Source organism: Nitratireductor sp. B36 (genome assembly GCF_020833685.1).
Classification (GTDB): domain Bacteria; phylum Pseudomonadota; class Alphaproteobacteria; order Rhizobiales; family Rhizobiaceae; genus Nitratireductor.
Window position 1 is genome coordinate 1,310,896 of the sequence record NZ_JACKZY010000001.1, and the last position, 24,870, is coordinate 1,335,765.

The window sequence follows — 24,870 nt, forward strand, 5'->3', positions numbered from 1 at the left end:
GAACAATCCGTCGATAGCGGCTTCTGGTTCGTGCAGCCACGCGATTTTCGCGCATCTTGTTCTTGCAGTGCGCTTGTTTCCATGAATACGGTCCGCGCAGGCACGAACATCCTTGCCGCAACATCATTTTGGATGGAGCTCACTCCTTGAAGATCGCGCCAGCATTCCGGAATGCAAAGCGCACCATATTGATGGCGTTGGGGCTGATAATGCTCGGACTTGCGTTTATCGGCGCTTTCGTGCCGATCATGCCGAGCACGATCTTTCTCATCCTCGCCGCATGGTTTTTCGCGCGTTCTTCACCGAAACTCGAACGCAGATTGCTTGAACACCCACGGTTCGGACCCGTTCTGCACGACTGGCGCGTCCGTGGGGTTGTCCCGCGACGCGCGAAATTGTTCGCTGGAGCGGGCATGGCCGCCGGCTTCTGCCTGTTCGTCGTTCTTTACAGGCCCGGCCCGCTGCTCGCGCTGACGATTGCAACGACTATGGGTGCGGTGCTTGTTTGGATTGCGACCAGGCCTGAAGTCTGATGCGTAGCAGACCCGCCCTCGCTCATTCCTTCTCCTCCGCCACTGCGTCGCCATTTCCCCCTGCCCGGCGTTCTTTTGCCGGTGTGAAGCTGATGATCCGATCGTCGGTCGACGGCGTCCCTGTGGCCCCGGCCGCGAAAACGAGTTTCCCCGATGGCTTCACCCACAAAAGCACGATCGCCTCTTCCGCACGGCTATTCAGATAGGCATCGTAATCGAACTCTTCGGTGAGCTTCGTGGCCTGGAAGGTCCAGCCCTGCCAATGCCGCTCACGCAGGGTGCGGAAATCCACGCCCTCCTCGGTGAGGGGGCGACCGCCAAGGGTGAAGTTGAGGGACATGCGTTTGGACTGATCCGCCCCGCGTCCGAGCTGATAGACGTGCGAACGGCCAAGTTCCGGCGCGAAATCCGTACAGACGAGTGAATTGTAGGCATCATTGTCGGTCACGGCGATCAGTGTGGAAAAGCGCTTGGGATCAATGCTGTGGTGCGCCTCTTCCGAGAGGATATCGCCGTAGAAGACGGGGACCTCGGAAAGACGCGCCTCCGCGATGTGGTTCCAGTTCGGGTCCGCAATCATGACCGGGACATCCATGTCGCGGAGTTTGCGAGCCAGATCGATGGCCCATCTTGGCCCTCCAGCGATCAGCAGACCAGGTTTCTCGGCGCTTTTCAATTTCAACAGCGAGGCCAAGGGACCGAGTGTAAAGCCATGCAGCACAATTGTGGTGACGACCACGGCGAAGGTGAAAGCCACCATGCGGTTGGCATCGGCGATGCCGGCATCTGCCAGCGCACCGCCAAAAAGGCCGGATACGGCAACAGCCACCACGCCGCGCGGCGCAATCCAGCTTGAAAGCGTACGCTCGGCAAGTGTCGCACCGGATCCGGCCGTGGCAGTCATGATTGCCAGAGGGCGCACCACAAGGAGGAGCGACGCAACGAACAACGCTGCGCGCCAGTCGAGACTCTTGAAGTCTTCGACCGTGAGCGATGCCGTCAAAAGGATAAATATGCCCGAGACAAGGAAGACAGTGATGGTCTCCTTGAAACGCCGCATTTCGGCAAGGCTCGCAATACGCGTGTTTGCGAGCACGATGCCCATGACCGTGACCGTCAGAAGGCCGGCCTCCTCAAGAACGAGATTGGTCAGCGCGTAGGCCAACAGCACTGTGGCAAGCAGGATCGGCGCTTTCAGGAACTCCGGCACGACGCCGCGCACGAACGCCCAGTGAATGGCCCGCGCCGCCACATAGCCGCCAGCAACCGCGACAGCGAAGGCCGCCACCACCACATAGGCAAGGCTGCCCCCCTGGTGCTGCCCGATCAGAACCAGAATGACCTCAAAAGCGACCACTGCAAACAGTGCGCCGATCGGATCATTGACGATCGCCTCCCATTTGAGCAGCGATGCCGGCCTTGCAGCAAGCTGCGCCTGACGCAGAAGCGGTGTGATAACAGTTGGCCCCGTCACCACCAGGATGGCACCGAGCACCACAGCCGTCGGCCATGCGAGGCCACCAATATAGTGAGCGGAAAGCGCGGTCATCACCCAGACGAGCGGACCGCCGAAAATGATGATGCGCCGCACCGCCGTGGAGGTTTCGCTGATCTCCTTGAAATTCAGCGTGAGCCCGCCCTCGAATAGAATGATTGCGACGGCGAGCGAGACGAGCGGGCGGTAAATCGTGCCGAAATCCTCCGCCGGATTCACAAATCCGGTGGCTGGACCAGCGAGAACACCGGCAAGCAGCAAAAGCACGATAGCGGGCAAACGTAGTCGCCAGGCGAGCCACTGCGCGCCCATGCCCATCACGCCGATAAGCGCGATTTTCAGTCCGATATCATGCATGAGACGTCCGTTTGTTTAAGAGGGGCGGGGAACGCAATTCCTCAGGCAGAATAGTCGCTCCCGGGCAAGCATCCAACACACCAATTGCACAGAGGAGAAAACACTCGGACGCGCGGGCGGCAGCATCGTCGGGCGGCCTGCACCGCACCAGATCCGCTGCCTCCACAAAGTCGCTTACGCATTCTCTCTAAAGGTCGTATTGACAGATCGGTTCCAGCAACGAAACTTCAACCATGATCAGCAACAGGCCCGGCAACTGCAATGGTGTGGAGGGCACCGACGGGTCATGGGGAGGAAAACCATGAATGGACGGGGTCTGATTTTTCATGCAGACCGGGTGCTGGCAGCGGTGGATTCGGACCATGCGGCGAAGTCTGCGCTGGTCGCCTCGTGGCAGCGCTCGTTTCGCCTGCATCGGCTTGACCCGGCTCAAACACGCGGGCCAGAGCGGATTTCAGACTTCGAACTTGCTGAGGCCCGCGCTCGGTGCGAACCGTTGATCCGCTCTGCGCAGGCTTCGCTGGACCAACTTTTCCTCGCCGTGGGTAGTTCCGGCTATTGCGTGCTCCTGGCCAATCAGAAAGGCATACCTGTCGAGCGTCGCAGCGCGGCAGGCGATGATGACACGTTTCGGCGATGGGGGCTGTGGACAGGCAATGTCTGGAGCGAGCAGGCCGAAGGGACCAACGGCATCGGGACATGTCTGGCGGAACGCCGTGCGCTGACAATACACCTCGACCAGCACTTCCATTCGCGCAACACACTCCTCTCCTGCACCACCGCACCTGTCTACGATCACGAAGGACAACTCGCGGGTGCGCTCGATGTCTCTTCATGCCGCGCTGATTTGACGGAGGGGGTCATTCATCTCATTGCGACGGCTGTCGGAGACGCGGCACGGCGCATCGAGGCGGAAGCCTTTCGCCTGGCCTATCCGCAGGCGCGGATCATGCTTTTGCCCGCAGCAGACACGACAGCCCTTATCGCGGTTGATCGCCATGATCTCGTGGTCGGTGCGACACGGACCGCCCGGGCCATGCTGGATCTACCGCCCGGTCCCATTTCAAGACCAATTTTTGCACGTGACCTCTACGATGCCTCGGAACGGTCTGTTGTTCCTGCTCTGGCAGACGCAGAGCGGAGTGCATTACAGCGAACGCTTCTGAGCACCGGCGGCAATGTTTCAGAAGCAGCGCGTCAGCTTGGAATATCTCGCGCAACCATGCATCGCAAAATGGCGCGGCTGGGAATAGGTCGTGACAGCTGACAGTTTCAGAACAGACCTGTTTCAGATTTGCGACAGGTCGTGACCACAGAACGCCCAGTCCTACTGCCCCGCAGCACGGCACCAGTCTACCATCCCTGCAAAATGCACAAGAATGCGGTCTGAGATCCTGATGGCTTCCAGAGTGGGCCATGCTGAACTCAGATCACTTTGATCGCGTCTGATCGATCGTCTCGAGCCAGGCGCTACAACTTGCCTCTTCTCATATTTTTGGAAGGGGCTGCCCCGGCAGGCGGGAGGCTCAGCCGCCAGCTAAAAGCCCCCGCCTGCTCCTTTTTGTTTCAGAAGCGGAGCAGATCGCAGCAAGGTATGCGCGGCAGGGAAAGCACCGTCTTGCTCGCCCGCATATATGAATTGCGGCCATACGCGCGCACCAAGCTCCCCTGCCAGTAGCCGACGTTATTCAGCAGCTTCCGAATAGGACGACGGGAGGTAGTTCAGCACCGGTCCGAGCCAGCGCTCCACCTCCGCCACATCCATGCCCTTGCGTGCCGCATAATCTTCCACCTGGTCCCGCTCGACCTTGGCGACGCCGAAATAGTAGCTTTCCGGATGCGAATAATAGAGCCCTGAAACCGATGAACCCGGCCACATGGCCATGCTTTCGGTGAGCTTCACGCCCGCGGTCTTCTCCGCATCCAGAAGCTTGAAGAGCGTCATCTTCTCCGTGTGATCCGGTTGGGCAGGATAACCCGGCGCCGGGCGGATGCCTGCATAGGGCTCGGCGATCAGCTCTTCGGGTGTGAAGTTCTCATCCCCCGCATAACCCCAGAATTCCTTGCGCACCTTCTCGTGCATACGCTCGGCAAAGGCTTCTGCGAACCGGTCGGCCAGCGCCTTCACGAGGATCGAGTTATAGTCGTCATTCGCGCGCTCGAAACGCTCGGCAATCGCCACTTCCTCGATGCCTGCCGTCACCACGAAACCACCAATCCAGTCCGGCTTGCCGCTGTCCACCGGCGCAACAAAATCCGAGAGGGCGACATTCGGCTTATCACCGCGCTTGGTGAGCTGCTGGCGCAGCGTGAAGAAGGAGCCAAGCTCCTCTTTCCGCTTTTCGTCGGTGAAGAGGCGCACATCGTCGCCCACGGCATTGGCCGGCCAGAACCCGATCACGGCGCGCGGCACGAACCATTTCTCGTCGATGATCTTTTTCAGCATGGCCTGTGCGTCGGCAAAGAGCTGCCGCGCGGCCTCGCCCTGTTTCTCGTCCTCGAGAATTTTCGGATATCGCCCCTTCATCTCCCAGGTCTGGAAGAAGGGTGTCCAGTCGATATAGCGCGCAAGCTCTTCCAGATCCCAGTTTTCGAAAACCTTCGTGCCGGTGAAGCTCGGCTTCGGCGGCGTGTACGCCGCCCAGTCGATCCTGTGCGGATTGGCGCGGGCCTTGGCGATCGGCAGGCGCTGCTTGTCACGCTCGGAGCGTTCATGCGCTTCCGTCACCTTGCGATATTCCTCGCGCAGATTTGCAACAAAACCGTCGCGCGCTTCCGGCGAAAGCAGGTTCGAGACCACGCCTACGGCACGGCTCGCATCGTTCACGTGAACCGCCTGCCCGCGCTGATAGCTCGGATGAATCTTCACCGCCGTGTGCACGCGGCTGGTCGTCGCGCCGCCGATCAAAAGCGGAATGTCGAACCCTTCACGCTCCATCTCGGCCGCCACATGCACCATCTCGTCGAGCGATGGGGTGATGAGACCGGACAGACCGATGATGTCGACCTTCTCTTCGCGGGCGGTCTCAAGGATCTTCGCCGCCGGCACCATCACGCCAAGATCGATGATCTCGTAATTGTTGCAGGCCAGAACGACGCCGACGATGTTCTTGCCGATGTCGTGCACATCGCCTTTCACCGTGGCCATCAGGATCTTGCCGGCGCTCTCGCGCTCGCCGCCGCCATTGGCACGTTTTTCTTCCTCCATATAGGGAAGAAGAACCGCCACGGCCTGCTTCATCACACGCGCCGATTTCACCACCTGCGGCAGGAACATCTTGCCCGAGCCGAACAGGTCGCCGACGACATTCATGCCAGCCATCAGCGGGCCCTCGATCACGTGGAGCGGACGCTCGGCCTTCTGCCGCGCTTCCTCGGTATCCGCTTCGATATATTCGGTGATGCCATTCACCAGCGCATGTTCCAGCCGCTTTTCGACCGGCAGTTCGCGCCAGGAGAGACCCTTTTCCTTGGCCTCGCGCCCGCCCGTGCCGCGATAGCGTTCGGCGATTTCCAGCATGCGCTCCGTCGCCGTGCCGCCGGCCTTGGGCGCGCGATTGAGCACCACATCCTCGCAGGCCTCGCGCAGCTCCGGATCAATGGCGTCATAGACGGCCAACTGTCCGGCATTGACGATGCCCATATCCATGCCCGCCTGAATGGCGTGGTAGAGGAAAACAGCATGCATCGCCTCGCGCACGGGCTCATTGCCGCGGAACGAGAAGGAGAGGTTCGACACGCCACCCGAGATATGGACATGCGGCAGGGTCTCAACGATCTCGCGCGTCGCCTCGATGAAGTCGACGCCGTAATTGTCGTGCTCCTCGATGCCGGTCGCGACCGCGAACACATTGGGATCGAAGATAATGTCCTCCGGCGCGACGCCGGCCTTTTCCGTCAGAAGCTTGTAGGCGCGGGTGCAGATTTCCACCTTGCGGGCCTTGGTGTCGGCCTGACCGGTTTCGTCAAAGGCCATCACGACCATTGCCGCGCCATACATCCGGCACAGCCTGGCCTGTTCCAGAAATGCCTCCTCGCCTTCCTTGAGCGAGATGGAGTTGACCACGGCCTTGCCCTGAACGCATTTGAGACCCGCTTCGATCACCTCCCATTTGGAGGAATCGATCATCACCGGCACACGCGCGATGTCCGGCTCCGCCGCCACGAGATTGAGGAACTCGATCATCGCCTTCTTCGAGTCGATCAGGCCCTCATCCATGTTGACGTCGATGATCTGCGCGCCGCCTTCCACCTGGTTGCGCGCGACATCCAGCGCAGTGGCAAAGTCGCCGGCAGTGATGAGCTTGCGGAACTTCGCCGAGCCCGTGACATTGGTGCGCTCGCCCACATTGACGAAGGGAATGTCGTCGGTGAGCGTGAAGGGCTCCAGCCCCGAAAGCCGCATCAAGGGTGGGCGCTCGGGGATTTCGCGCGGCGGATGGTTCGCAACCGCATCGCGGATCGCGGCAATATGTTCGGGCGTGGAGCCGCAGCAGCCGCCGACCACATTAATCAGCCCTTCGCGCGCGAACTCCGCGACCTGCTCGGCCATCATCTCCGGGCTTTCGTCATACTGGCCGAAGGCGTTCGGAAGACCGGCATTCGGATAGGCGCAGATCAGCGTGTCGGCCACGCCCGAAAGCTCCGCCAGATGCGGGCGCATGGCCGCAGCGCCCAGCGCGCAGTTCAGACCGATCGTAATCGGCTTTGCATGGCGCACCGAATGCCAGAAGGCCGTCGGCGTCTGGCCGGAAAGCGTGCGGCCGGAAAGATCGGTGATCGTGCCGGAGATCATCACCGGCAGGCGAATGCCACGCTCGGCGAAGATTTCCTCGCATGCGAAGATCGCCGCCTTGGCGTTGAGCGTGTCGAAAATGGTTTCGATCAGCACGATGTCCGCGCCGCCATCGAGCAGCCCGCGCAACTGCTCCCCATAAGCAATGCGCAGATCATCGAAGGTCACGGCACGATAGCCGGGATTGTTCACATCCGGCGAAATGGAGGCGGTGCGGTTGGTCGGCCCGAGTGCGCCTGCCACGAAACGGCGCACACCATCCTTTTCTTCGGCGCGCTTGGCCGCACGGCGGGCAAGTCGCGCACCGTCGCGGTTCAACTCATAGACCATGTCCTCCATGCCGTAATCGGCCTGGGCGATGGTCGTGGAGGAGAAGGTATTCGTCTCGAGAATGTCCGCACCCGCCATCGCGTAGCGAAAATGCTCTTCCTCGATGGCCTTGGGCTGCGTCAGGTTGAGAAGGTCATTGTTGCCCTGCTGGTGGCAGGCGCAGCCGATGAAGCGGTCGCCCCGGAAATGATCCTCGCCGAAGCCGAGCCCCTGGATCTGTGTGCCCATCGCGCCGTCAAGGATGAGAATGCGCTCGCGCGCGGCCTTGTGCAGCGCGGCGAAGATCTCGGAGCCATCCGGCTTTTCGCCGACGGGGCCAAACAGTTCATCGATAGACGACATAGGCGACGCTTTTCATCCTTGATACAAGAAAGGGCTGCATCACATAAAGATATCTTTATGTCAACATGCACACCCAGACCATATCACGGATCAGCCCTGCTTTCACGCAGCGTTTCGTCCGGCCCCTGAAGAACTCAACCAACCCTCGCCACCGCCTCGAAACTCTCTTCCAGAACGCCCAGAAGATGGTCCGCATTGGCTTTGGAGAAGATCATCGAAGGGCGCATCTTCAGCACATTGTCATAGGGGCCTTCCGTGCCCATCAGCACGCCGCGCGCCCGCGCCTCGTTGCAAATGGCACGCGCTGATGCCGTGGCCGGCATCTTTGTCTCGCGGTCTTCCACCAGCTCGATGCCAAGGAACAGGCCCATGCCGCGCACATCGCCGATCAGCGGATAGCGGTGCTGAAGCTCGATGAAGCCCGCCTTGAGATAGGCGCCGATGTCCGCTGCATTCTGCCTGAGGCTGTCACGCTCGATCGTGTCGATCACCGCCAGACCCACCGCGCAGGAGACGGGGTTGCCGCCGAACGTGTTGAAATACTCCATGCCGTTGTGGAAGGATTCCGCGATCTCCCGACGCACCACCAGCGCGCCCATGGGGTGACCATTGCCGATTGGCTTGCCCACCGTGGCGATGTCGGGCACCACGCCCTGTGTTTCAAAAGCCCACCAATGGCTGCCAACGCGGCCAAAGCCCACCTGAACCTCATCAGCGATGCAGATGCCACCTGCCGCCCGCACCATACGGTAGACCTCGTCGAGATATCCCTCCGGCATGAACACCTGCCCGGCAACGCTCGGGATGGACTCGGCAATGAAAAAGCCCGGAGCCTCGCCCTTCGCCGCCATCGTATCGATCTGCTCGGCAACACTTGCCGCAAACCGCTGCGCCAGTTCCTCCTGCGGCCAGTCGGCCGGCGCGCGATAGGCATCCGGCAGTGCGGCCACATGCACATGCGGCTTCGGCCCCTGCCCGCCCTTGCGGCGGAATTTGTAGGGGCTGAGGTCGACCAGTTCCTGCGTTGTGCCGTGATAGGACCAGTCGAGAACGATGGCGTTCTCCCGGCCCGTATGCGCCCGCATCATCCGCAGCGCCAGGCTGTTTGCCTCCGAGCCCGAGTTCACGAAGGCCGCGATGCCCAAGTCCTCCGGCATGGTCGCCGTCAGCCGCTCCGCATAGGCGACGATGTTGTCGTGCAGGTAGCGCGTGTTGGTGTTGAGCGTCGCCGCCTGCCGTGCCAGCGCCTCCACCACCGCCGGGTGGCAGTGGCCCAGATGGCAGACATTGTTGAAACAGTCGAGATAGGCGCGGCCACGGTCGTCGATCAGCCACACGCCCTCGCCCTTCACGAACTTGATCGGCTCCTCATAGGAAATCGACAGGTTCGGCAGAAGCAGCGACTGCCGCTTCTCCACGATCTCAGCCTTGGAAAGCCGCCCCGCATCCACCGCCACGAGCCCGGCGAAGTCGCTGGCATCGGGGAAAAGCTCGCCCCATGTTTCCAGATAGCGCGTTTCGCCGACGCCCAGAATATCGTCAGCGCTCATCGTCGTGTCGCAGGCAATCTGCAGATGCAGATGCGGCATCCAGCCGCCATTTTCCTTCGGCCCGCCCATATGCGCCAGGAACGCGCCGGCCTCGACCCGGTCACCCACCTTCAGCCGGTCCACCACCTCATGGGCAAGGTGCCCCCATAGCGAAAGGAAGGCCGGACCATTCTCCGGCGCATGCTCCAGCACCATCACCGCGCCATAGCCAAGCCGCGCCGGCTCTATGCTCACCTCGCGCACGGTGCCTCCCAGCGGCGCATAAAGGGCGGTGCCAGCCGGCAGAAAGAGGTCGAGCCCCAGATGCCGTGTGCGGCGGGTGCCGGCGATCAGACGGGATTCGAAAATATCGCTCGTATAGACACCGCGATCTTCACCCCAGGGCCCAATGCCCAGAATGCGTCTTGCGTCGCCCACCGCTTCTTCCCAGAGCGCCTGCGCCTCGTCTGGCCGCTCTTCGGCGGAGGCGATGGCAATTGCATCGCTCCGGTCGCCAAGCGGCACATGGGCAGTCGGATAGCTCGCAGCCGGTCGCGAAAGCACCGGCGCGAAATTGCGGCGATTTTTCGCCAGCCAGCTTTTCACCACGCCCGCACCCGGCATTGCCTCGAAGCCGCAGGCGTTTCGCAGGATGGCCGTCGCAAAGCGTGGGTCCATCGCGCCGAGCCGACGCAGAAGATCCCAAGCGGGCTTTTCGCTGACAGCAAGATAGGGATTGTCGGCCACTTCAGACTGACGGCTGGCCGAGATCGTCACCGAGGTGACAAGCCGCATGGCAACGAGATCGAACAGCAGGTCGACCTCTTCTTCACGCAACGGGTATTGCGCATGGAACCCCGCCGCCAGCGCACCGATGGCGCCCAGCGGGTCGTCGCAGTCGAGCGCGCCATAGGCCCCGGCAATCGCCACCTCGCAGATTAGCGCGCTGTAAAGCGCATCGCCGAAATCGATCAGGCCGCAGATCTTCGTGTGGTCTTCCGGGTCGACCAGCACATTCCAGTCATTGGCGTCATTGTGGATCACACCACCGCGCAGGCGCGAGAGCCGTGGCATAACATCGGCCTCAAATCTTGCGATGAAATGCTCAGCAAGCGCGCGATCGTCCGCATCGCGGATATGGTCAAGCCGCGCACGGCTGTTGCCGGCAAGGCGCAGATCCCAGTCGAGCGCCCGCACGGCGCCCGGATGCATGAAACCCTTGAGCGCATTGTTGAAGCGGCCAAGCAGTTCACCGAGGCTTTCCATGGCCGCCTCGCTGCGCGGCACTTCGGCAAGCGGCGTGCCCTCGATCCAGCTGACGAGCCGCAGCCGGTGCGTCGCACCGTTTGCGCCTTCAACTGAACCCAGCGCCTCGCCCTTTAGTGTGGGAAGAAGCTGCGGCACTGGCAGGTCAGGCGCGGCGGACTGGATATGCTGCAGGAGCGCCGTCTGGAAATCGCTCTCCTCCACCGGCTCAGCCGCATTGACAATCTTGAAGATGAACGCGCCTTCCGGCGTCTTCACCTTGAAATTCTGGTCCCGTTCGCTCGCCAGAGCCGAAAGCGCGCCCTCGATGCCATAGACATCTCTGAGCAGCCCTGCCGCCTCTTCCTCAGAAAAGCGCGGAACCGTGTCGAGAATTGCGGTCATGCTGAACCCTCCCGCGTGCCGTTTCCGGCCAGTCATTCATGCAGCAAATCAGGAGAGTTCCGCAATCAACTCTTCCGTCGTCACCTGTCGGCAATAGCCCTTGATGGTGCGCAGTGAGTTGTCGTGGCGTTCCTGGCTGTAGGTCAGGCAGGCATCGGTCACCTGTGTCACCAGATAGCCCAGATCGCAGGCATCGCGAATGGCGCTCTCCACGCACTGATCGGTGATCAGCCCGCAAATGATGAGCTGCTTCACACCCAGATTGCGCAGAATGTAGTCGATATGGGTCGACACAAAGACGGAGGAGGAAGACTTCGGCAGCACGATCTCGTCTTCGCCCGGCGCAATCTCGTCGATCACCTTGCCGTCCCACGAGCCCTTGGGCACATTGAAGCCCGTGATCTTGTAATCGAGGCTGCGGTCGCGGCCGTCGAGCGTCAGGCTTTCGATGGTGGTGTACATCACCTCCACGCCAGCCTTGCGGCACGCCGCCTGCAGCTTCTGCATGCGCGGGATCACCTCACCTTCAAGCCGGTCGAAATACCAGCCATATTTCTCGTTCAGCGTCTTCTCGTCGAGATCGACAAACTCTGCGCCCTTCTTCTTGGCGCTAAAGTTCTGCACATCCACATAGAGGATTGCCGCCTGTGCCGGCTCGATGGGAACGTTGCGCGTGAGTTCCATGTTTATAACTCCGTTGCGAAGCGATGCACGACGGCGGTCAAGAGCTTTGCCCATCCTGCCTGCCCGGCGGCATCTGAAATGAGATCGTTGCGAATTTCAATGAGGCTGTGCGGCAGGCCGCTTTCTTCCCCGTGACGCGGCACGAACCAGTCCGACTCATCATCGATCTGGTAGGGCTCGTTCATGCCAATGGTCAGGTCGGGTGCGTTCTCCAGAACGAGTTGCCGCAGCCGCTCGGATGTCGCGGTGTCCTTGCGATAAAGGAAACTGATTTCCCAGGGACGCTTTATCCCATCGCGAAGCTGCGGGTTGAAGCTGTGGATCGACAGAATTGCCCGGTAGTGCGGCTGGCTGCGCAATTCTTTCACGGCGGCATTAAAGGGATCGAAAATCTCCCGCCTGCGCATCGCGCGCCCTTCTTGCGTCACGCCCCGGTTTCCCGGCACCGGCACGCCATCGCTCACCTCCGGCATCGCATCGGGAGCTTCGGGCGGGCGGTTGCAGTCGATCACCAGTCGGCTGTAGCTCTGCATCACTGCGGTTGCGCCGATCCTGTCAGCGAGAAGCCGGGTAACTCCGGCTGCACCGATATCCCAGCCGATATGCGCATTGAGCGCGTCAGCCTTCAACCCCAGATCACCCAGAGCCCGGGGGACCGTTTGGCCCGCATGTTCGCAGACGAGAAGCACCGGGAAGGTGCTGTCCCCGTTGATGATCGTGACCGGATCCGGGTCGAGCGGTGACAGAAGCCGACCGCTTTCCCCGACAGATGTGTGAAGGCTCATACTTTCTCCGCCTTGAGGGCTGGCGACGGGATAAGGCCGTTTGGGCGGAAGATCAGCACGAGAACGACCAGGCAAAGGGCGATGGGATCGCGGAATTCCTGCATGCTGGCCGGCAGGTAGGCGGCCAGATAGATTTCGATGAAACCCAGCAGGAAGCCTCCGGCCACGGCGCCACGCAGCGAGCCGAGCCCGCCAAGAATGGCCGCGATGAAGGCTTTGAGAACCGGCGTGAAGCCCATCAGCGGATCGACAGAGGCACGCTGGCTCACCCAGAGAACCGCGGCAACGCCGGCCAGAAAACCCGACAGCGCGAATGCACCGGCAATCACGGTGTTGGCGCGGATGCCCATGAGGCGCGCGACGGAGAAGTCTTCCGCCGCCGCCCGCATGGCAATGCCGATGCGGTGGTGCTTCATGAAGCGGTCGAGGAAGATCAGCATCACGATGGTGGTAACGATGGCGGCAATCTTGTTCACGCCGATCACAAGCCCGCCGAAACGCACGCTTTCCGACAGGATTTCCGGCACCAGAACAGCCTGCGAGCGGGCGGAAATGAAATTCTGGAACAGAACCTGCAAGATCATCGAGACCGCGAAACTCGTCACCAGCATGGTCGCGCCGGAGGCGTTTCTGACCGGTCTGAAGGCAATGCGTTCCATCACGATTGCCGCCAGAACCGCAGCCGCAATGGCAAGCAGTATGGAGAAGACGAACGGAACGCCGGCAAGGCCGCAGGCCATCAGAATGTAGCCGGCAATCGTCATCAGCTCGCCATGGGCGAAGTTGATCAGCCCCATGGTCGAAAAAACCATGGCAAGGCCTAGCGCCAGCAGCGCATAGGTGCCGCCCAGTGCAAACGCATTGACGGTTTGCTGTAGAAACAGATCCATTACTCGGCCCCCAGATAGGCAGCTTGCAGCGTGTCGGAATTGCGCAGTTCGGCGGCCGTGCCGGAAGCTGCGATGCGGCCGCTGGCCATCACGTATCCGCGATCCGCAACCTCGAGCGCCATCGAGACATTCTGCTCGACAACCACCATGGTCACCCCCTGCTTGCGCAACACGGTGATCAGCTCGAAAACCTGCTCGACGATCTTCGGCGCGAGCCCCAGCGACGGTTCGTCGAGCAGGAGAAGGCGCGGATTGCTCATTAACGCGCGGCCAACGGCCAGCATCTGCTGCTGGCCGCCCGAAAGCGTCCCAGCAAACTGCTCACGGCGCTCCCGCAGGATCGGAAACAGATCGAACACCCGATCAAAGGCCGTTTTCACCTTGGCCTTGTCCTGCATCGAGTATGCGCCCATGAGCAGGTTTTCCTGCACGCTGAGCGTGCCGAAGACGCGCCGCCCCTCGGGCGACAGCGTCATGCCAAGGGAGGCGAAACGTTCCGGCGCGCTGCCGGTCACGTCCTGTCCCTTGAAGGTGATCCTGCCTGCGCTGGCCGGTGCCAGACCGACCAGCGCATTGAGCGTCGAGGACTTGCCCGCACCATTGGCGCCCAGCAGCGCGATGATTTCGCCTTCACGCACCTCCAGGTCGACACCGCGCACCGCCTGCACGGCACCGTATTGAACCTGAAGCGACTGGACTGTCAGTAGCGCAGACACGTCATGACCTCACTGAACGCGGGGTTCGGGGATGAGCGAGGCGTCAGGCGTCGGCTGACCGATCAACTCACGCCCGCCATCCTTCACGCGGATCAGGCTCACCTCGCGCAACGGCATGCCATCCGTGCCCTTGTAGGTAATGGTGCTCGTCGCGCCCTGGACGTTCTCCAGATTGGCGATGGCATCGCGCAGCGTCTGCGCATCGGTGGAACCGTCCGCCGCGATCACCGCCGCCTCGATGACCTTGATGAGGTCGTATCCAACCGCGTTGAACACGGTTTCCGGTGCCTTGCCGTTCACCTCTTCGAACTTCTTGTTGAAGGCTTCGAGCGGGCTGCCCTCGGTCGGGTGACCTGCCGTGGTGAAGACAAGTCCTTCGGCCACAGCACCCAGCGAGAAGGTGGTCGGGCTGTCGATACCGTCGGAACCGATGATCTGGCTTTCCACACCGGCTGCGCGCAGCGCCTTCAACATGGAGGGGAAGTCCGGCTCATAGGTCGACGTCATGATCACGTCAGGCTGCGGGTCCAACGCCGCAATGCGCGTGGCAATGGCGGAGAAATCCTGCTGGCCGATCGTGTGCGTGTCCTCGCCCAGCATCTTGCCGCCAAGCTTCTCGAAAACTTCCGCGAAGTAGAGCGGCATCGTCGTGTACTGCGTGTCGGGCGAATAGATGATGTAGGCGCTGCGGTGGCCCTCGTCATAGGCCCATTTGGCCGAGACGGTGGCCTGCACATTGTCGCCGGGGAAGTTGGCGAACATGTAGTCGCCGCCGATCTGCGGCAGGGTGGGCGAAGAGGCGCAGGTGGAAATGGCCGGGATCTGCGCTTCGGTGACAACGCCGATTGCCGCCAGCGCCGGGTCGGCATCGCAGGGCAGCACGATCACGGAAACGCCCTCATCCACCAGTTCCTGGGTGGCGATGGAGGTCTGCGCCGCATCCGAACGCACATCCTTTTCCAGAAGCTCGATCTTGATCTTGCCGTCGATGCCGCCGGCCTCGTTGATTTCGTTTACGGCGATGTGGATGCCGTCGATCACGGGAGTATCAAAGGGCGCGAGCGCACCGGTCTGTGCGGTTGCGACGCCGACGCGCAGCGTTTCTGCCGCAGCCGGAAACGCCATCGCACTGGCGAGAAGCGTGGATATGAGCAATTTGTTCATGTCAGTTCCCTCTTTCTTGTTTGTTCGTTTGTCAGGCGGCCTTGCCCGGCCCGAGATATGCCTCGATGACCGCCGGGTTCTCCCGGATGGCAGCCGGGGCCCCATCCGCGATGAGCTTTCCTTCGTTGAGCACGACAATGCGGTCGCACAGTTCGTTGATCAGCTTCAGATCGTGGTCGACAAGCACGACGCCCAGTCCCAGATCGGCCGAAAGCACCTTCAGCCGTTCGATCAGATCGTCGGTCTCTTCGCGGTTCATGCCGGCAGCCGGTTCATCGAGCAGAAGCAGCGTCGGTTCGCAGGCAAGCGCGCGGGCAATCTCCACCCGGCGCTGTTCGCCATAGGAGAGCGTGCCCGCATCCTCGCCGGCGCGCTCCTCGATGCCGAGGCGGGCGAGTGCTGCACCGGCCCGCTCCTCCGCATTCTTTCCGCCATGGGTGGAAAGGGCCGCCGCCAGAACGTTCTGATAGACGGTCAGCGTCGGGAACAGACGGATGTTCTGGAATGTGCGGGCGATGCCTGCGTCGGCGATCTTCTCCGATGCCACGCCGGTGAGCGATTTCGAACCCAGCACCACATCGCCTTCGGTCGGCTTCAGCACGCCGGAGATGATGTTCAGAAGCGTTGTTTTTCCCGAACCGTTCGGCCCGATGAGGCCCAGGATCTCGCCCGGATTGACGGAGATGGTCACATCGTCCACCGCGCGCAGACCGCCAAACTGCATCGACACATGCTCGACCTTCAGACGGTCGTCGCTCGTGCGCTTGCCAAGCGCCTCGGCCCTGCCGCGCTTCGGCCTGAACGGGAAGACACGCTCTTCCCATTCTTTCAACCCCATCACGCCCTCCGACATGCGGAACATGGCAAACAGGATGAGCAGGCCAATACCGATCTGCGTCGTGCCAAACACCGCCGGCAGCTCGAAACCGCCAATGGAAAGACCGCTTTCAAAGCGGCGCAGGATTTCGGTGATCACCGTGATCAGGATCGTGCCGGAGATGGCGCCCGTCACCGTCGTCATGCCACCGACGATGAGCATCGCCAGAAGCAGGAACGTGTCGTGGAAATAGAATTTCTTGGGGCTGAAAGCGCCCAGAAAATGCGCGATCAGCGCGCCCGAGAGCGCCATGATCGCAGCGCTCAGAACCCATGAAACAAGGCGTTCGCGTTGCACATTGATGCCCACCGCCTTGGCCGCGATCGCGTTCTCACGGCCCGCCCGCAGGCGCAGGCCCGAAAGCGAATCGCGATACCAGCGGGCAGCGATCAGCGCGATCACGCAGGCCACTGCGGCGATGATCAGCGTCGTGTCGCGCGGAACGCCGAAAAAGGACTGCGCGCCGCGCGTCACATCGCGCCAGCCGATGATCACGCCATGCACGATCACCAGAAGGCCGAGCGTCGCAATCGACGCCGCCGACCCTTCCAGCCTGCCGATGGCAATGCCGATCAGAAGTGCAATCACCGCCGTCACCAGAACAGCAACGATGATGGCGGGGATGAGCGAGAGCTCGGTGGCCGCAAGCCAGTCAGGCAGCCCGCGCAGCGTCGCCATCTTCAGCCCCGCCGGCAGCGTCAGAAGGCCCGAAACATAAGCGCCAATGCCCATGAAGGCCACATGACCGAAGCTCAGGATACCGCTGTTGCCGCTGTAAACGCCAATGCCCGTGACGGCGATGAGCGAGATGAAGAAAACAGTCAGCACGCGCTCGGCAGCAGCGCCGAAAAGACCGGCAACGACAACCCCCGCCACCGCCAGAACGATAATGGCCAGAGCGGCTGCAATGAAATGCTGGCGCGATGACTTGAACATGAATTCCCCTTTTGCTCCCCTCTTCTAGCTTTGATATTATTTTTTCATAGTCAACCAGAAATTTTCATATTGACTTATGATTTTCAAAATCGTCTGTTTCGTTGGGAGGGGAATTCGATGCAAGTCAGACAAAGGCTGGAGAACCTGTCGAGCGAGCTCACGGCGACCGAGCGGAAGCTGTGCACCGCGCTGTTGCTCGACTATCCCTATGCGGGTCTCGACACGATCCAGGATCTGGCAAAGAAGACGGGCACCTCGCCGCCCTCCATCTCGCGCTTCGTCACCAAGCTCGGCTTTCAGGGCTATCAGGATTTCCAGCGTCATCTGATTGACGAGATACGGCAGTCGAACCGCTCGCCGCTCGATCTCCATGTGGGCGACCGCCCCATTCAGGGCGACTATCTGGAGGATTTCGTCTCCCGCGCCGTCAACCTCATCTCGGCCTCGGCATCCGCCATTACCAGCGCTCAGTTCGAGCGCGTCTGCGACCTTCTGGGCGATGAAAAGCGCAACGTCTATCTGATCGGTGGCCGCATAAGCGACGCCATCGCGCTCTATGTCTCGCGCCATCTGCGCCAGGTGCGCAGCGGCGTCTTCCATCTGCCGGCGGACCCCGAAATCTGGCCCGAATACATGCTGCGCATGCGCTCGAAGGACGTGCTGTTCATGGTGGATTATCGCCGCTATCAGCGCAACCTCGCCGAGCTTGCCCGGCGCGCCAAGGCGCAGAGCGGCGTCCAGATCGTTGTCCTGACCGACAAGTGGATGTCGCCCGCCGCCAACCACGCCAACGAGGTCTTCGCCACCCCCATCGAAAGCGGCACCGTCTGGGACAGCTATTCCGGCGCAATGGTGCTGATGGAGGCGATGCTGACCCGCATTGCCGAAACCAACTGGGACAAAACCCGCAAACGCATCGAAGCCTGGGACTCGCTCCGCTTCGATCATGGAGCACGCGACGATGATCAGTAATCCCTTGATGTTTGCCGCCACTTCGGACTTTTCCGGCGTGACGCGCGGCAAGGCCTTTCCATTGAAGGAGATGGAAAAGCGCTTCCGCCAGGGTGTCGGCTGGACGCCCACCAATGTGCAGATCACCTGTTTCGACACGATTGCCGAGAGCCCGTTCGGCTCCTTTGGCGATCTGATCCTCGTGCCGGATGCCGACACCGCCGTCACGCTCGATCTCGAAGATGGCGGCCCCGTCGAGCGCTTCGTGCTCGGCGACATCCTCCATCTCGACGGCGATCCGTGGAGCTGCTGCACACGCTCCATTCTGAAAACCGCGCTGAAGCGGCTCGAAGATGTCTCCGGCCTGCGTCTTGTCGCCGCCTTCGAGCACGAATTCCAGTCCCGCAATCCCTCGCAGGGACCCGGCGAGGCCTTCGGCCTTGCGAGCTTCGGCAAGCACCGCGCGTTCGGCGAGACGGTCATGGCCGCGCTTGAAGTGGCCGGTGTGAAGCCGGATACCTTCCTGAAGGAATACGGCACCGACCAGTTCGAGGTCACCAACGGGCCCGATCTCGGCGTCACCGCCGCCGATACTGCCGTCAAGGTGCGTGCGGTCACAAAGCTTGTCGGCGAGCGCATGGGCGAGCCCGTCACCTTCGTGCCCATCCGCGATCCCGCCGGCGTCGGCAATGGCGTCCATGTGCATATGAGCTTCGTCGATGAAAACGGCAAACCCGCCACCTACGACCCCGACGCACCGTGGGGCATGGCTGAAAAAACCGGCTCCTTCATCGCCGGCATCCTAAAATATATGGACAGCATTGTCGCGCTGACAGCACCGTCCGCCATCTCCTACACACGGCTCACGCCGCATCGCTGGAGTGCGGCCTTCAACAATCTGGGCTATCACGACCGCGAGGCCGCCGTACGCATCTGCCCGGTGACGAGCGCCAGTGCTGAAAGTGCCGCAAAACAGTATAATTTCGAGTATCGCGCAGCCGATGCCACCGCCTCTCCCTATCTGGTTCTGGCAGCCCTTGCCCATGCCGGCGCGCAGGGCATTGAAGAAGGCCTTGCCGCACCGCAGGTAACCGAGGAAGACCTCTCCGAACTGCCGGCAGCAACACTCGCCGAGCGCGGCTTGGTACGTCTGCCCCAATCGCTCGGTGAAGCGCTGGATCGCCTCGAACAGAACCCGCGCGTGGCTGAATGGATCGGTGCGGAGGCGCTCGACGTCTACTTGAAGCACAAGCGCGGCGAGCTCGCCCAGACCGCCGACCTCAGCGAGGCGGAACGCTGCGCCCGCTACGAAGCCGTCTACTGATCAACCGCTTAAGGGAAGAACCAGCATGACCGGTCTCTACGAACGCGAAAGCCGCAGCGTTTCCACGCTCGCCCATCTGCGCTTTTTCCCGCAGGCGGTGACAGGCGGCAAGGGATCGATGCTGCGTGGCGATGATGGGCGCGATTTGCTCGACTTCGCCGCCTCCTGGGGGGCGGCCAGCCTCGGCCACGGGCACCCCGCGCTTGCCGAGGCTGTGAACCGGGCGCTGACCGATCAGGCCGGTGCCAGCTACCTCTCCACCGCCAACGAGCCCAGCGTCCTCCTTGCCGAAAAACTGCTCTCGCTGGTGCCGGAGCGCGCCGCAGGCCGCGTTTGGTTCGGCCATTCCGGCTCGGACGCGAACGAAACCGTCGCCCGCGCCGTTGTTGCGGCAACCGGCCGCCCGCGCATCATTTCCTTCGAGGGGGCCTATCACGGCGGCACGGTCGGGTCCGTTGCTATTTCCGGGCACCCCGCACAGGGCGGCATCGAAAAGGCTTCCGGCCTCAGCCTCGTCCCCTATCCGGATTCCTATGCTTCGGGCAGCCCGGAAGCCGCATCGAAGGCAGCGCTTGCCCATGTCGAAGAGCTCTTCGCCACCTCCCTCTTACCGCAGGACGTGGCGGCCTTCTTCATCGAGCCGATCCAGTCGGATGGCGGAATGCTTGTGCCGCCGCCCGGCTATTTCAGAGAGATCGAGCGGCTCTGCCGCAAGCATGGCATTCTGCTTGTCTGCGACGAGGTGAAGGTGGGGCTCGCCCGCACCGGACGCCTCCACGCGTTCGAGCACAGCGGCATCGAGCCCGACATCGTCGTGTTCGGCAAGGGGCTTGGCGGCGGGCTGCCCATTTCGGCGGTCGTCGGCCCCGAAAGCATCATGAACCACGCCTCGACCTTCTCGTTCCAGACCCTGCACGGCAATCCGGTCTGCGCGTCGGCGGGCCTCGCCGTGCTTGAAACCATCGAGCGCGAAAATCTGGTCGACAACGCCGCAAAGGTCGGCGACACGATGCTTTCCGCCCTGCGCGTCCTGCAGGAAAAACACCCCCTCATTGGCCATGTGCGCGGCCATGGGCTTGCCATCGGCGTCGAGCTTGTCAGCGACCGCGAAGCCCGCACGCCCGCCATCGAGCAGACGGCGCTCACTGTCTACCGCGCCTTCCAGCTCGGGCTCGTCATCTACTATGTGGGCCTCAATTCCAACGTGCTGGAATTCACCCCGCCCCTGACGATGAGCGAGGAGGAAGCGTTGCGCGGGATCGCCATTCTCGATCAGGCCTTAAGCGATGTGGAAGCCGGCAAGGTGGATCCGCAATTGCTGGAGCGCTTTGCCGGCTGGTAAGTGCGTCAGCTCTGGGCGATGGCCGAAATCTGCTCCAGTTCGGCATAGCTGCCGCCGGTGGCCGCAAGCACGCGCGCCGGTGCATGAAAGCCATCGCGCGGGAAAGGCAGAACCGTGCCGCCGGCCTCGCTGACGAGGCAATAGCCGGCCATGCAATCCCAGGCATTCATGCTCGGCTCCGCATAGCCGACCAGCCGGCCCGCCGCCACATAGGCGAGCATCAACGCACCCGAACCGTTGCGGATGAACGTTCCGCCGATCTCGAAGAGGTTTTCCACAATGCGCGCGGCGGCGGCAGGCTCGACGCGGTCATTGGAGCCAAGCCCCACCACGCCGTTGCGAAGATTGAGCTGGTCCGCAACACGGATCGGCTTTCCGTTCAGCGTTGCCCCACCGCCACGGCGGGCGCTGTAGCACTCGTCGAAGCAGGGCGCGACAATGACACCGAGCACCGGCTCGCCATCAATCGCGGCACCCACGGAAACACACCAGTTCGGCATGCCGTTCAGAAAGGCACTGGTGCCGTCAATCGGATCGATCACCCAGGTCAGACCGCTCGTGCCTTCGGTCAGCCCGTATTCCTCACCAAGCACGCCATCGGTGCCGAAGTGTTTCGCGATCTCGGCGCGGATCAGCTCTTCGACCTTCTTGTCGGCCTCGGACACCAGATCCTGCGGGTTGCGCTTGGTCTCGATGACCAGTTCATCGCGCCGTGTGAAATAGTCGAGGGCGGCTGCCCCCGCAGCCTTGGCCATGGTTTCGGCAAAAACCAGCCGTGCGGCAAGGTCGGTATCGGAAAGGGACACGCGGTTCTCCTGAATGGTCATTGTCATGCGGTAATCAAGGCTATGCCGCGATCGCGGAAGCCGATGGAAACATCGGTCGCCGGCGGCAGCGGGTCGGTCGTCGCGTTGTCCACGACAAAAATCGTTCCGGTATCGAGTTCCACCTCATATTCCACATGGTCGCCGAGATAGGCAGAGCTCTGGATCCGGCCCGGCAGGCTGGCATCCCCACCTTCCTCAAGGCGGATGGCATTCGCGCGCACGGCCAGCTTTGCAGGGCCGGGGCGTGCCGCTTTTCGCGTCGGCAGCGTGTGACGAAGGCCACCCACCTGCACGGTCGCGCGGCCCTCTGCAATGTCGAGCACCTCGCAGGCGAGCACATTGGCCTCGCCCATGAAGTCGGCGATGAATTCGGAGGCAGGCTCCTCATAGAGTTCGCGTGGCGGGCCTTCCTGCGCAACCAGTCCGCTCTCCATGACCACGATCCGGTCGGAAACGGCGAGCGCCTCTTCCTGGTCATGCGTCACATAGACGGCGGTGAAACCGAGCCGCTGCTGCAGCTCGCGGATTTCAGTGCGGACACGGCGGCGCAGCCTCGCGTCGAGATTGGACAAGGGCTCATCGAGCAAAAGCACCTGCGGTTCCAGCACCAGCGCGCGGGCAACGGCGACGCGCTGCTGCTGCCCGCCGGAAAGCTCCGCTGGCAGGCGCGCGCCATATCCTTCGAGGCCGACCAGCGCCAGTCCCGCATGCGCGTTTTCCCGCGCCTCGGCCTTCGACAGGCCGCCTGCCTCCAGCCCGTAGGCCACATTGTCGAGCACGCTCATATGCGGGAACAGCGCATAGGACTGAAACACCATGGCGACATCGCGCTCATTGGCCGGCAGGCGCGTGACATCATGCCCACCGATTTCGATGGCCCCCGCACTTGGCGTCTCCAGCCCGGCCAGCATCCGCAATGTGGTGGTCTTGCCGCAACCCGAAGGGCCCAGAAGCGTCACCAGCGTGCCCGGCTCGATCTCCAGATCGAGATCGTGGATCGCCGTGAACGAACCGAAATCCTTGCGCACTTTGCGAAAACGGACAGAACCGCGTTGCGAATTACTCATGCCTTTGCCTCCACAGTGGAATGGGCGCGTTTCTTGGCAGACGTGCGATGCACGGCGTTTTCCCGCCTCAGCCGGCGTTCGCCAACCAGAAGCTGGAACCCGCCTATCACCGCAATCATGACAAGGATGAGAACCGAGGAGTAAGCGATGGCGATGCCATATTCGCCGTTCTCCACTAGCCCCACGATATAGGCCGTTGCCATGTTGTATTTGGCGCTCACCAGGAAAATGACGGCGCTGATCGAGGTGATGGCCCGCACGAAGGAATAGACCAGTGCCGCCATGATCGCAGGGCGAAGCAGCGGCAGGATCACCCGGCGGATCGTGCGCGGGCTCCCTGCGCCCAGCGTGATCGACGCTTCGTCCAGGCTCTTGTCGAGCTGGCTCATCGCCGCCACGCCACCGCGCACGCCCACCGGCATGTTGCGGAACACGAAACAGGCAATCAGGATCAGCGCCGTGCCTGTCATTTCGATGGGCGGCAGGTTGAACGCCATGATGTAGCTGATGCCGATCACCGTTCCGGGGATGGCGAAGCTCATCATCAGCGCGAACTCGAAGGCGTTCCGGCCAAAGAAATTCTGCCGGACGATGAGATAGGCCGTCAAAAGCCCCACCGCCGCCGTCAGCGGCGCTGCGATCAGCGCAATCTCCATCGTGGTCCAGAAGCTGTCCCACGCAACGCCGGTCCATGCGAGCGCACCTTCGCGCCATTCGATGGAGAAGCCACGCGCATAGTGCTCCAGCGTCAGCGTGTGATCGAGCCCCCAGGTGGTCACGAAACCGCCAAAGATGATCATGCCGTAGACCGCCAGCGTGAAGATGATCCACGGCACCACGACCGCATAAAGAAGTGCCGCGAGCGGCGCCGGCAACGCCGCATGCTTGCCGGAGTCTCCCTTGCCTGTCACCGTCGCGAAATTGCGCCCGGCGAGCCAGACCCGCTGCAACAGGAAGGCGGAAAGCGTGAATGTCAGAAGAATGATCGCGAGCACTGCCGCGCGCGATGGATCGGTCTGCGCGCCGACGACCGCAAAGAATATCTCGGTCGAAAGAACCCCGTGGCTTCCGCCAAGCACCAAAGGATTGCCGAAATCAGCCATGCTTTCGATGAAGCCGATCAGGAAGGCATTGGCCAGCCCCGGTGCCATCAGCGGCAGAGAAACCTTGCGGAAGGTGCGCCAGCGCCCCGCCCGCAATGTCTGCGAGGCCTCTTCCATGGATGGGCTCACGCCTTCCACCACACCAATGAGAACGAGGAAGGAAATGGGCGTAAAGGAAAGCACCTGCGCGATCCAGATGCCGGTCAGGCCATAAAGCCAGCGGCCCAGCTCGATACCCGTCAGCGCCTCGATCCACCCGGTCACGAGCCCGGAGCGGCCAAGCATCATGGTCAGCGCCAGACCGATGACGAAGGGCGGCGTGATGATGGGCAGAATGGTGAGAAGCCTGAGACCCTTCTTTGCCGGAAAGCCTGTGCGGGTTGCCACCAGCGCGAAGGCGAGGCCCAGAAGCGTCGAGGCGCTTGCTGTCATCACGGCCAGAAAAAGCGTGCGCCAAGCCACGCCGCAGCGCGCCCCGCCAATCACACAGTCAAGGCTCCAGATCGCCGGATCCTGCATGTTGCGGATGAAGCCATCCGGATTGAAGGACCCGTCGAAATCCTGAAAGGAGCCGGCAAACATCGATATGATGGGGTAGAAAACAAAAACACCGACAAGCGCGATCAGCAGGATGATGGAGCCAAGCGTGAAGGCGTCTCCCTTCATCGCTCCGCGTTCGGCAAACCCATAGGCGATCAGGGCCAGAAACCCCAGAGAGAGAATGACAGCACCCGCGCCAAAGGCCGGCTGCCCCGGATCGAGGGGCCCGAACAGCGTTTCGTTCACGCTCCACGCCCAGCCCCACAGCGTGATGGCGAGCCCTTGCAAAATCATGAATCCGATACCGATACCGCCAATCAGGGCGAGCCGCGCTCCGCGCGCGTTCCCGGCAGGCATGGCAAACCGTGTCGCAATGGCCGCCGCGAAAAGGGCAAAGGCGATCAAGAGCCAGAAACGACCGAGAAAGAGCTGAAGCAACCCCGGATAGAGATCCGGTTCGCCGGCCATCTCCGCGATCCATTGAAGGGAGAAGAATCCGCCTTCGACCCGATACCATGGCAAGAAACAGATAGCGGCAAGGCCGAGCCCGAACATCACGTCGAGCCGCCGGTTTTCGCGCGTCATCATGTGCGGTCCTGTATGTTTAATGCGCCTCGGGTCTCAACCCCGATG

17 protein-coding genes are annotated in these 24,870 nt (G+C 62.0%); 5 read left to right on the forward strand and 12 right to left on the reverse strand.

Going from position 1 to position 24,870, the window contains the following annotated elements; all coding sequences use genetic code 11:
- The first annotated feature begins 191 nt into the window (after positions 1 to 191).
- On the forward strand, positions 192 to 533 hold the full coding sequence (locus H7H48_RS06380) for a YbaN family protein (protein ID WP_255663399.1): 342 nt from the start codon (positions 192 to 194) through the stop codon (positions 531 to 533).
- Positions 534 to 555: 22 nt separating this feature from the next.
- Here H7H48_RS06380 and H7H48_RS06385 read toward each other — a convergent pair whose 3' ends face one another.
- Positions 556 to 2,385, reverse strand: coding sequence for a sodium:proton antiporter (locus H7H48_RS06385; RefSeq protein WP_229447929.1), 1,830 nt, complete (start codon positions 2,383 to 2,385; stop codon positions 556 to 558).
- 301 nt (positions 2,386 to 2,686) lie between these two features.
- Here H7H48_RS06385 and H7H48_RS06390 point away from each other — a divergent pair, with 301 nt between their 5' ends.
- Positions 2,687 to 3,652 (forward strand): helix-turn-helix domain-containing protein, encoded by a 966-nt coding sequence (locus H7H48_RS06390; RefSeq protein WP_229447931.1) that lies wholly within the window; start codon positions 2,687 to 2,689, stop codon positions 3,650 to 3,652.
- Between the two features lie 417 nt (positions 3,653 to 4,069).
- On the opposite strand, the gene metH is transcribed toward H7H48_RS06390, so the two are convergent.
- The 8 genes from metH to H7H48_RS06430 form a co-directional block, all read right to left on the reverse strand.
- Positions 4,070 to 7,852: a methionine synthase gene (gene metH / locus H7H48_RS06395; RefSeq protein WP_229447940.1), complete on the reverse strand. Its 3,783-nt coding sequence runs from the start codon at positions 7,850 to 7,852 to the stop codon at positions 4,070 to 4,072.
- A 134-nt stretch (positions 7,853 to 7,986) separates the two neighbouring features.
- Positions 7,987 to 11,031, reverse strand: coding sequence for an aminotransferase class III-fold pyridoxal phosphate-dependent enzyme (locus H7H48_RS06400; protein ID WP_229447943.1), 3,045 nt, complete (start codon positions 11,029 to 11,031; stop codon positions 7,987 to 7,989).
- Between the two features lie 48 nt (positions 11,032 to 11,079).
- Positions 11,080 to 11,715 carry an isochorismatase family cysteine hydrolase gene (locus H7H48_RS06405; protein WP_229447945.1) on the reverse strand — a complete coding sequence of 212 codons (636 nt, stop codon included), beginning with the start codon at positions 11,713 to 11,715 and terminating at the stop codon, positions 11,080 to 11,082.
- Between the two features lie 2 nt (positions 11,716 to 11,717).
- Positions 11,718 to 12,500, reverse strand: coding sequence for an N-formylglutamate amidohydrolase (locus H7H48_RS06410; RefSeq protein WP_229447946.1), 783 nt, complete (start codon positions 12,498 to 12,500; stop codon positions 11,718 to 11,720).
- On the reverse strand, positions 12,497 to 13,390 hold the full coding sequence (locus tag H7H48_RS06415; RefSeq protein WP_229447948.1) for a branched-chain amino acid ABC transporter permease: 894 nt from the start codon (positions 13,388 to 13,390) through the stop codon (positions 12,497 to 12,499). Before H7H48_RS06415 ends, H7H48_RS06410 begins: the two co-directional genes overlap by 4 nt.
- Positions 13,390 to 14,106, reverse strand: coding sequence for an ABC transporter ATP-binding protein (locus H7H48_RS06420; RefSeq protein WP_229447950.1), 717 nt, complete (start codon positions 14,104 to 14,106; stop codon positions 13,390 to 13,392). The genes H7H48_RS06415 and H7H48_RS06420 overlap by 1 nt, the downstream gene beginning before the upstream one ends.
- 9 nt (positions 14,107 to 14,115) lie before the next feature.
- Positions 14,116 to 15,270: an ABC transporter substrate-binding protein gene (locus H7H48_RS06425; RefSeq protein WP_229447952.1), complete on the reverse strand. Its 1,155-nt coding sequence runs from the start codon at positions 15,268 to 15,270 to the stop codon at positions 14,116 to 14,118.
- 31 nt (positions 15,271 to 15,301) lie between these two features.
- A complete protein-coding gene (locus H7H48_RS06430; protein ID WP_229447953.1) occupies positions 15,302 to 17,083 on the reverse strand; it encodes an ATP-binding cassette domain-containing protein in 1,782 nt (593 codons plus the stop codon).
- A gap of 117 nt (positions 17,084 to 17,200) precedes the next feature.
- Between H7H48_RS06430 and H7H48_RS06435 the strand changes: the two genes are divergently transcribed.
- From H7H48_RS06435 to H7H48_RS06445, 3 genes are read left to right on the forward strand one after another with little or no spacing between them, the layout of a single operon-like run.
- Entirely contained in the window at positions 17,201 to 18,055 is an 855-nt protein-coding gene (locus H7H48_RS06435) for a MurR/RpiR family transcriptional regulator (RefSeq protein ID WP_229447954.1), read from the forward strand.
- On the forward strand, positions 18,045 to 19,358 hold the full coding sequence (locus tag H7H48_RS06440; protein WP_229447955.1) for a glutamine synthetase family protein: 1,314 nt from the start codon (positions 18,045 to 18,047) through the stop codon (positions 19,356 to 19,358). The genes H7H48_RS06435 and H7H48_RS06440 overlap by 11 nt, the downstream gene beginning before the upstream one ends.
- Positions 19,359 to 19,383: 25 nt before the next feature.
- Positions 19,384 to 20,700 carry an aspartate aminotransferase family protein gene (locus H7H48_RS06445; protein WP_229447956.1) on the forward strand — a complete coding sequence of 439 codons (1,317 nt, stop codon included), beginning with the start codon at positions 19,384 to 19,386 and terminating at the stop codon, positions 20,698 to 20,700.
- Positions 20,701 to 20,705: 5 nt separating this feature from the next.
- Here the strand turns inward: H7H48_RS06445 and H7H48_RS06450 are convergent, their stop codons facing one another.
- The 3 genes from H7H48_RS06450 to H7H48_RS06460 are packed head-to-tail and all read right to left on the reverse strand — an operon-like array spanning position 20,706 to position 24,822.
- A complete protein-coding gene (locus H7H48_RS06450; RefSeq protein ID WP_229447957.1) occupies positions 20,706 to 21,533 on the reverse strand; it encodes an inositol monophosphatase family protein in 828 nt (275 codons plus the stop codon).
- The gene (locus tag H7H48_RS06455; RefSeq protein WP_229447960.1) at positions 21,530 to 22,594 is read right to left on the reverse strand and encodes an ABC transporter ATP-binding protein; all 1,065 of its coding nucleotides are present in this window, start codon (positions 22,592 to 22,594) and stop codon (positions 21,530 to 21,532) included. The genes H7H48_RS06450 and H7H48_RS06455 overlap by 4 nt, the downstream gene beginning before the upstream one ends.
- Entirely contained in the window at positions 22,591 to 24,822 is a 2,232-nt protein-coding gene (locus tag H7H48_RS06460; RefSeq protein WP_229448154.1) for an iron ABC transporter permease, read from the reverse strand. The genes H7H48_RS06455 and H7H48_RS06460 overlap by 4 nt, the downstream gene beginning before the upstream one ends.
- Positions 24,823 to 24,870 lie beyond the last annotated feature (48 nt).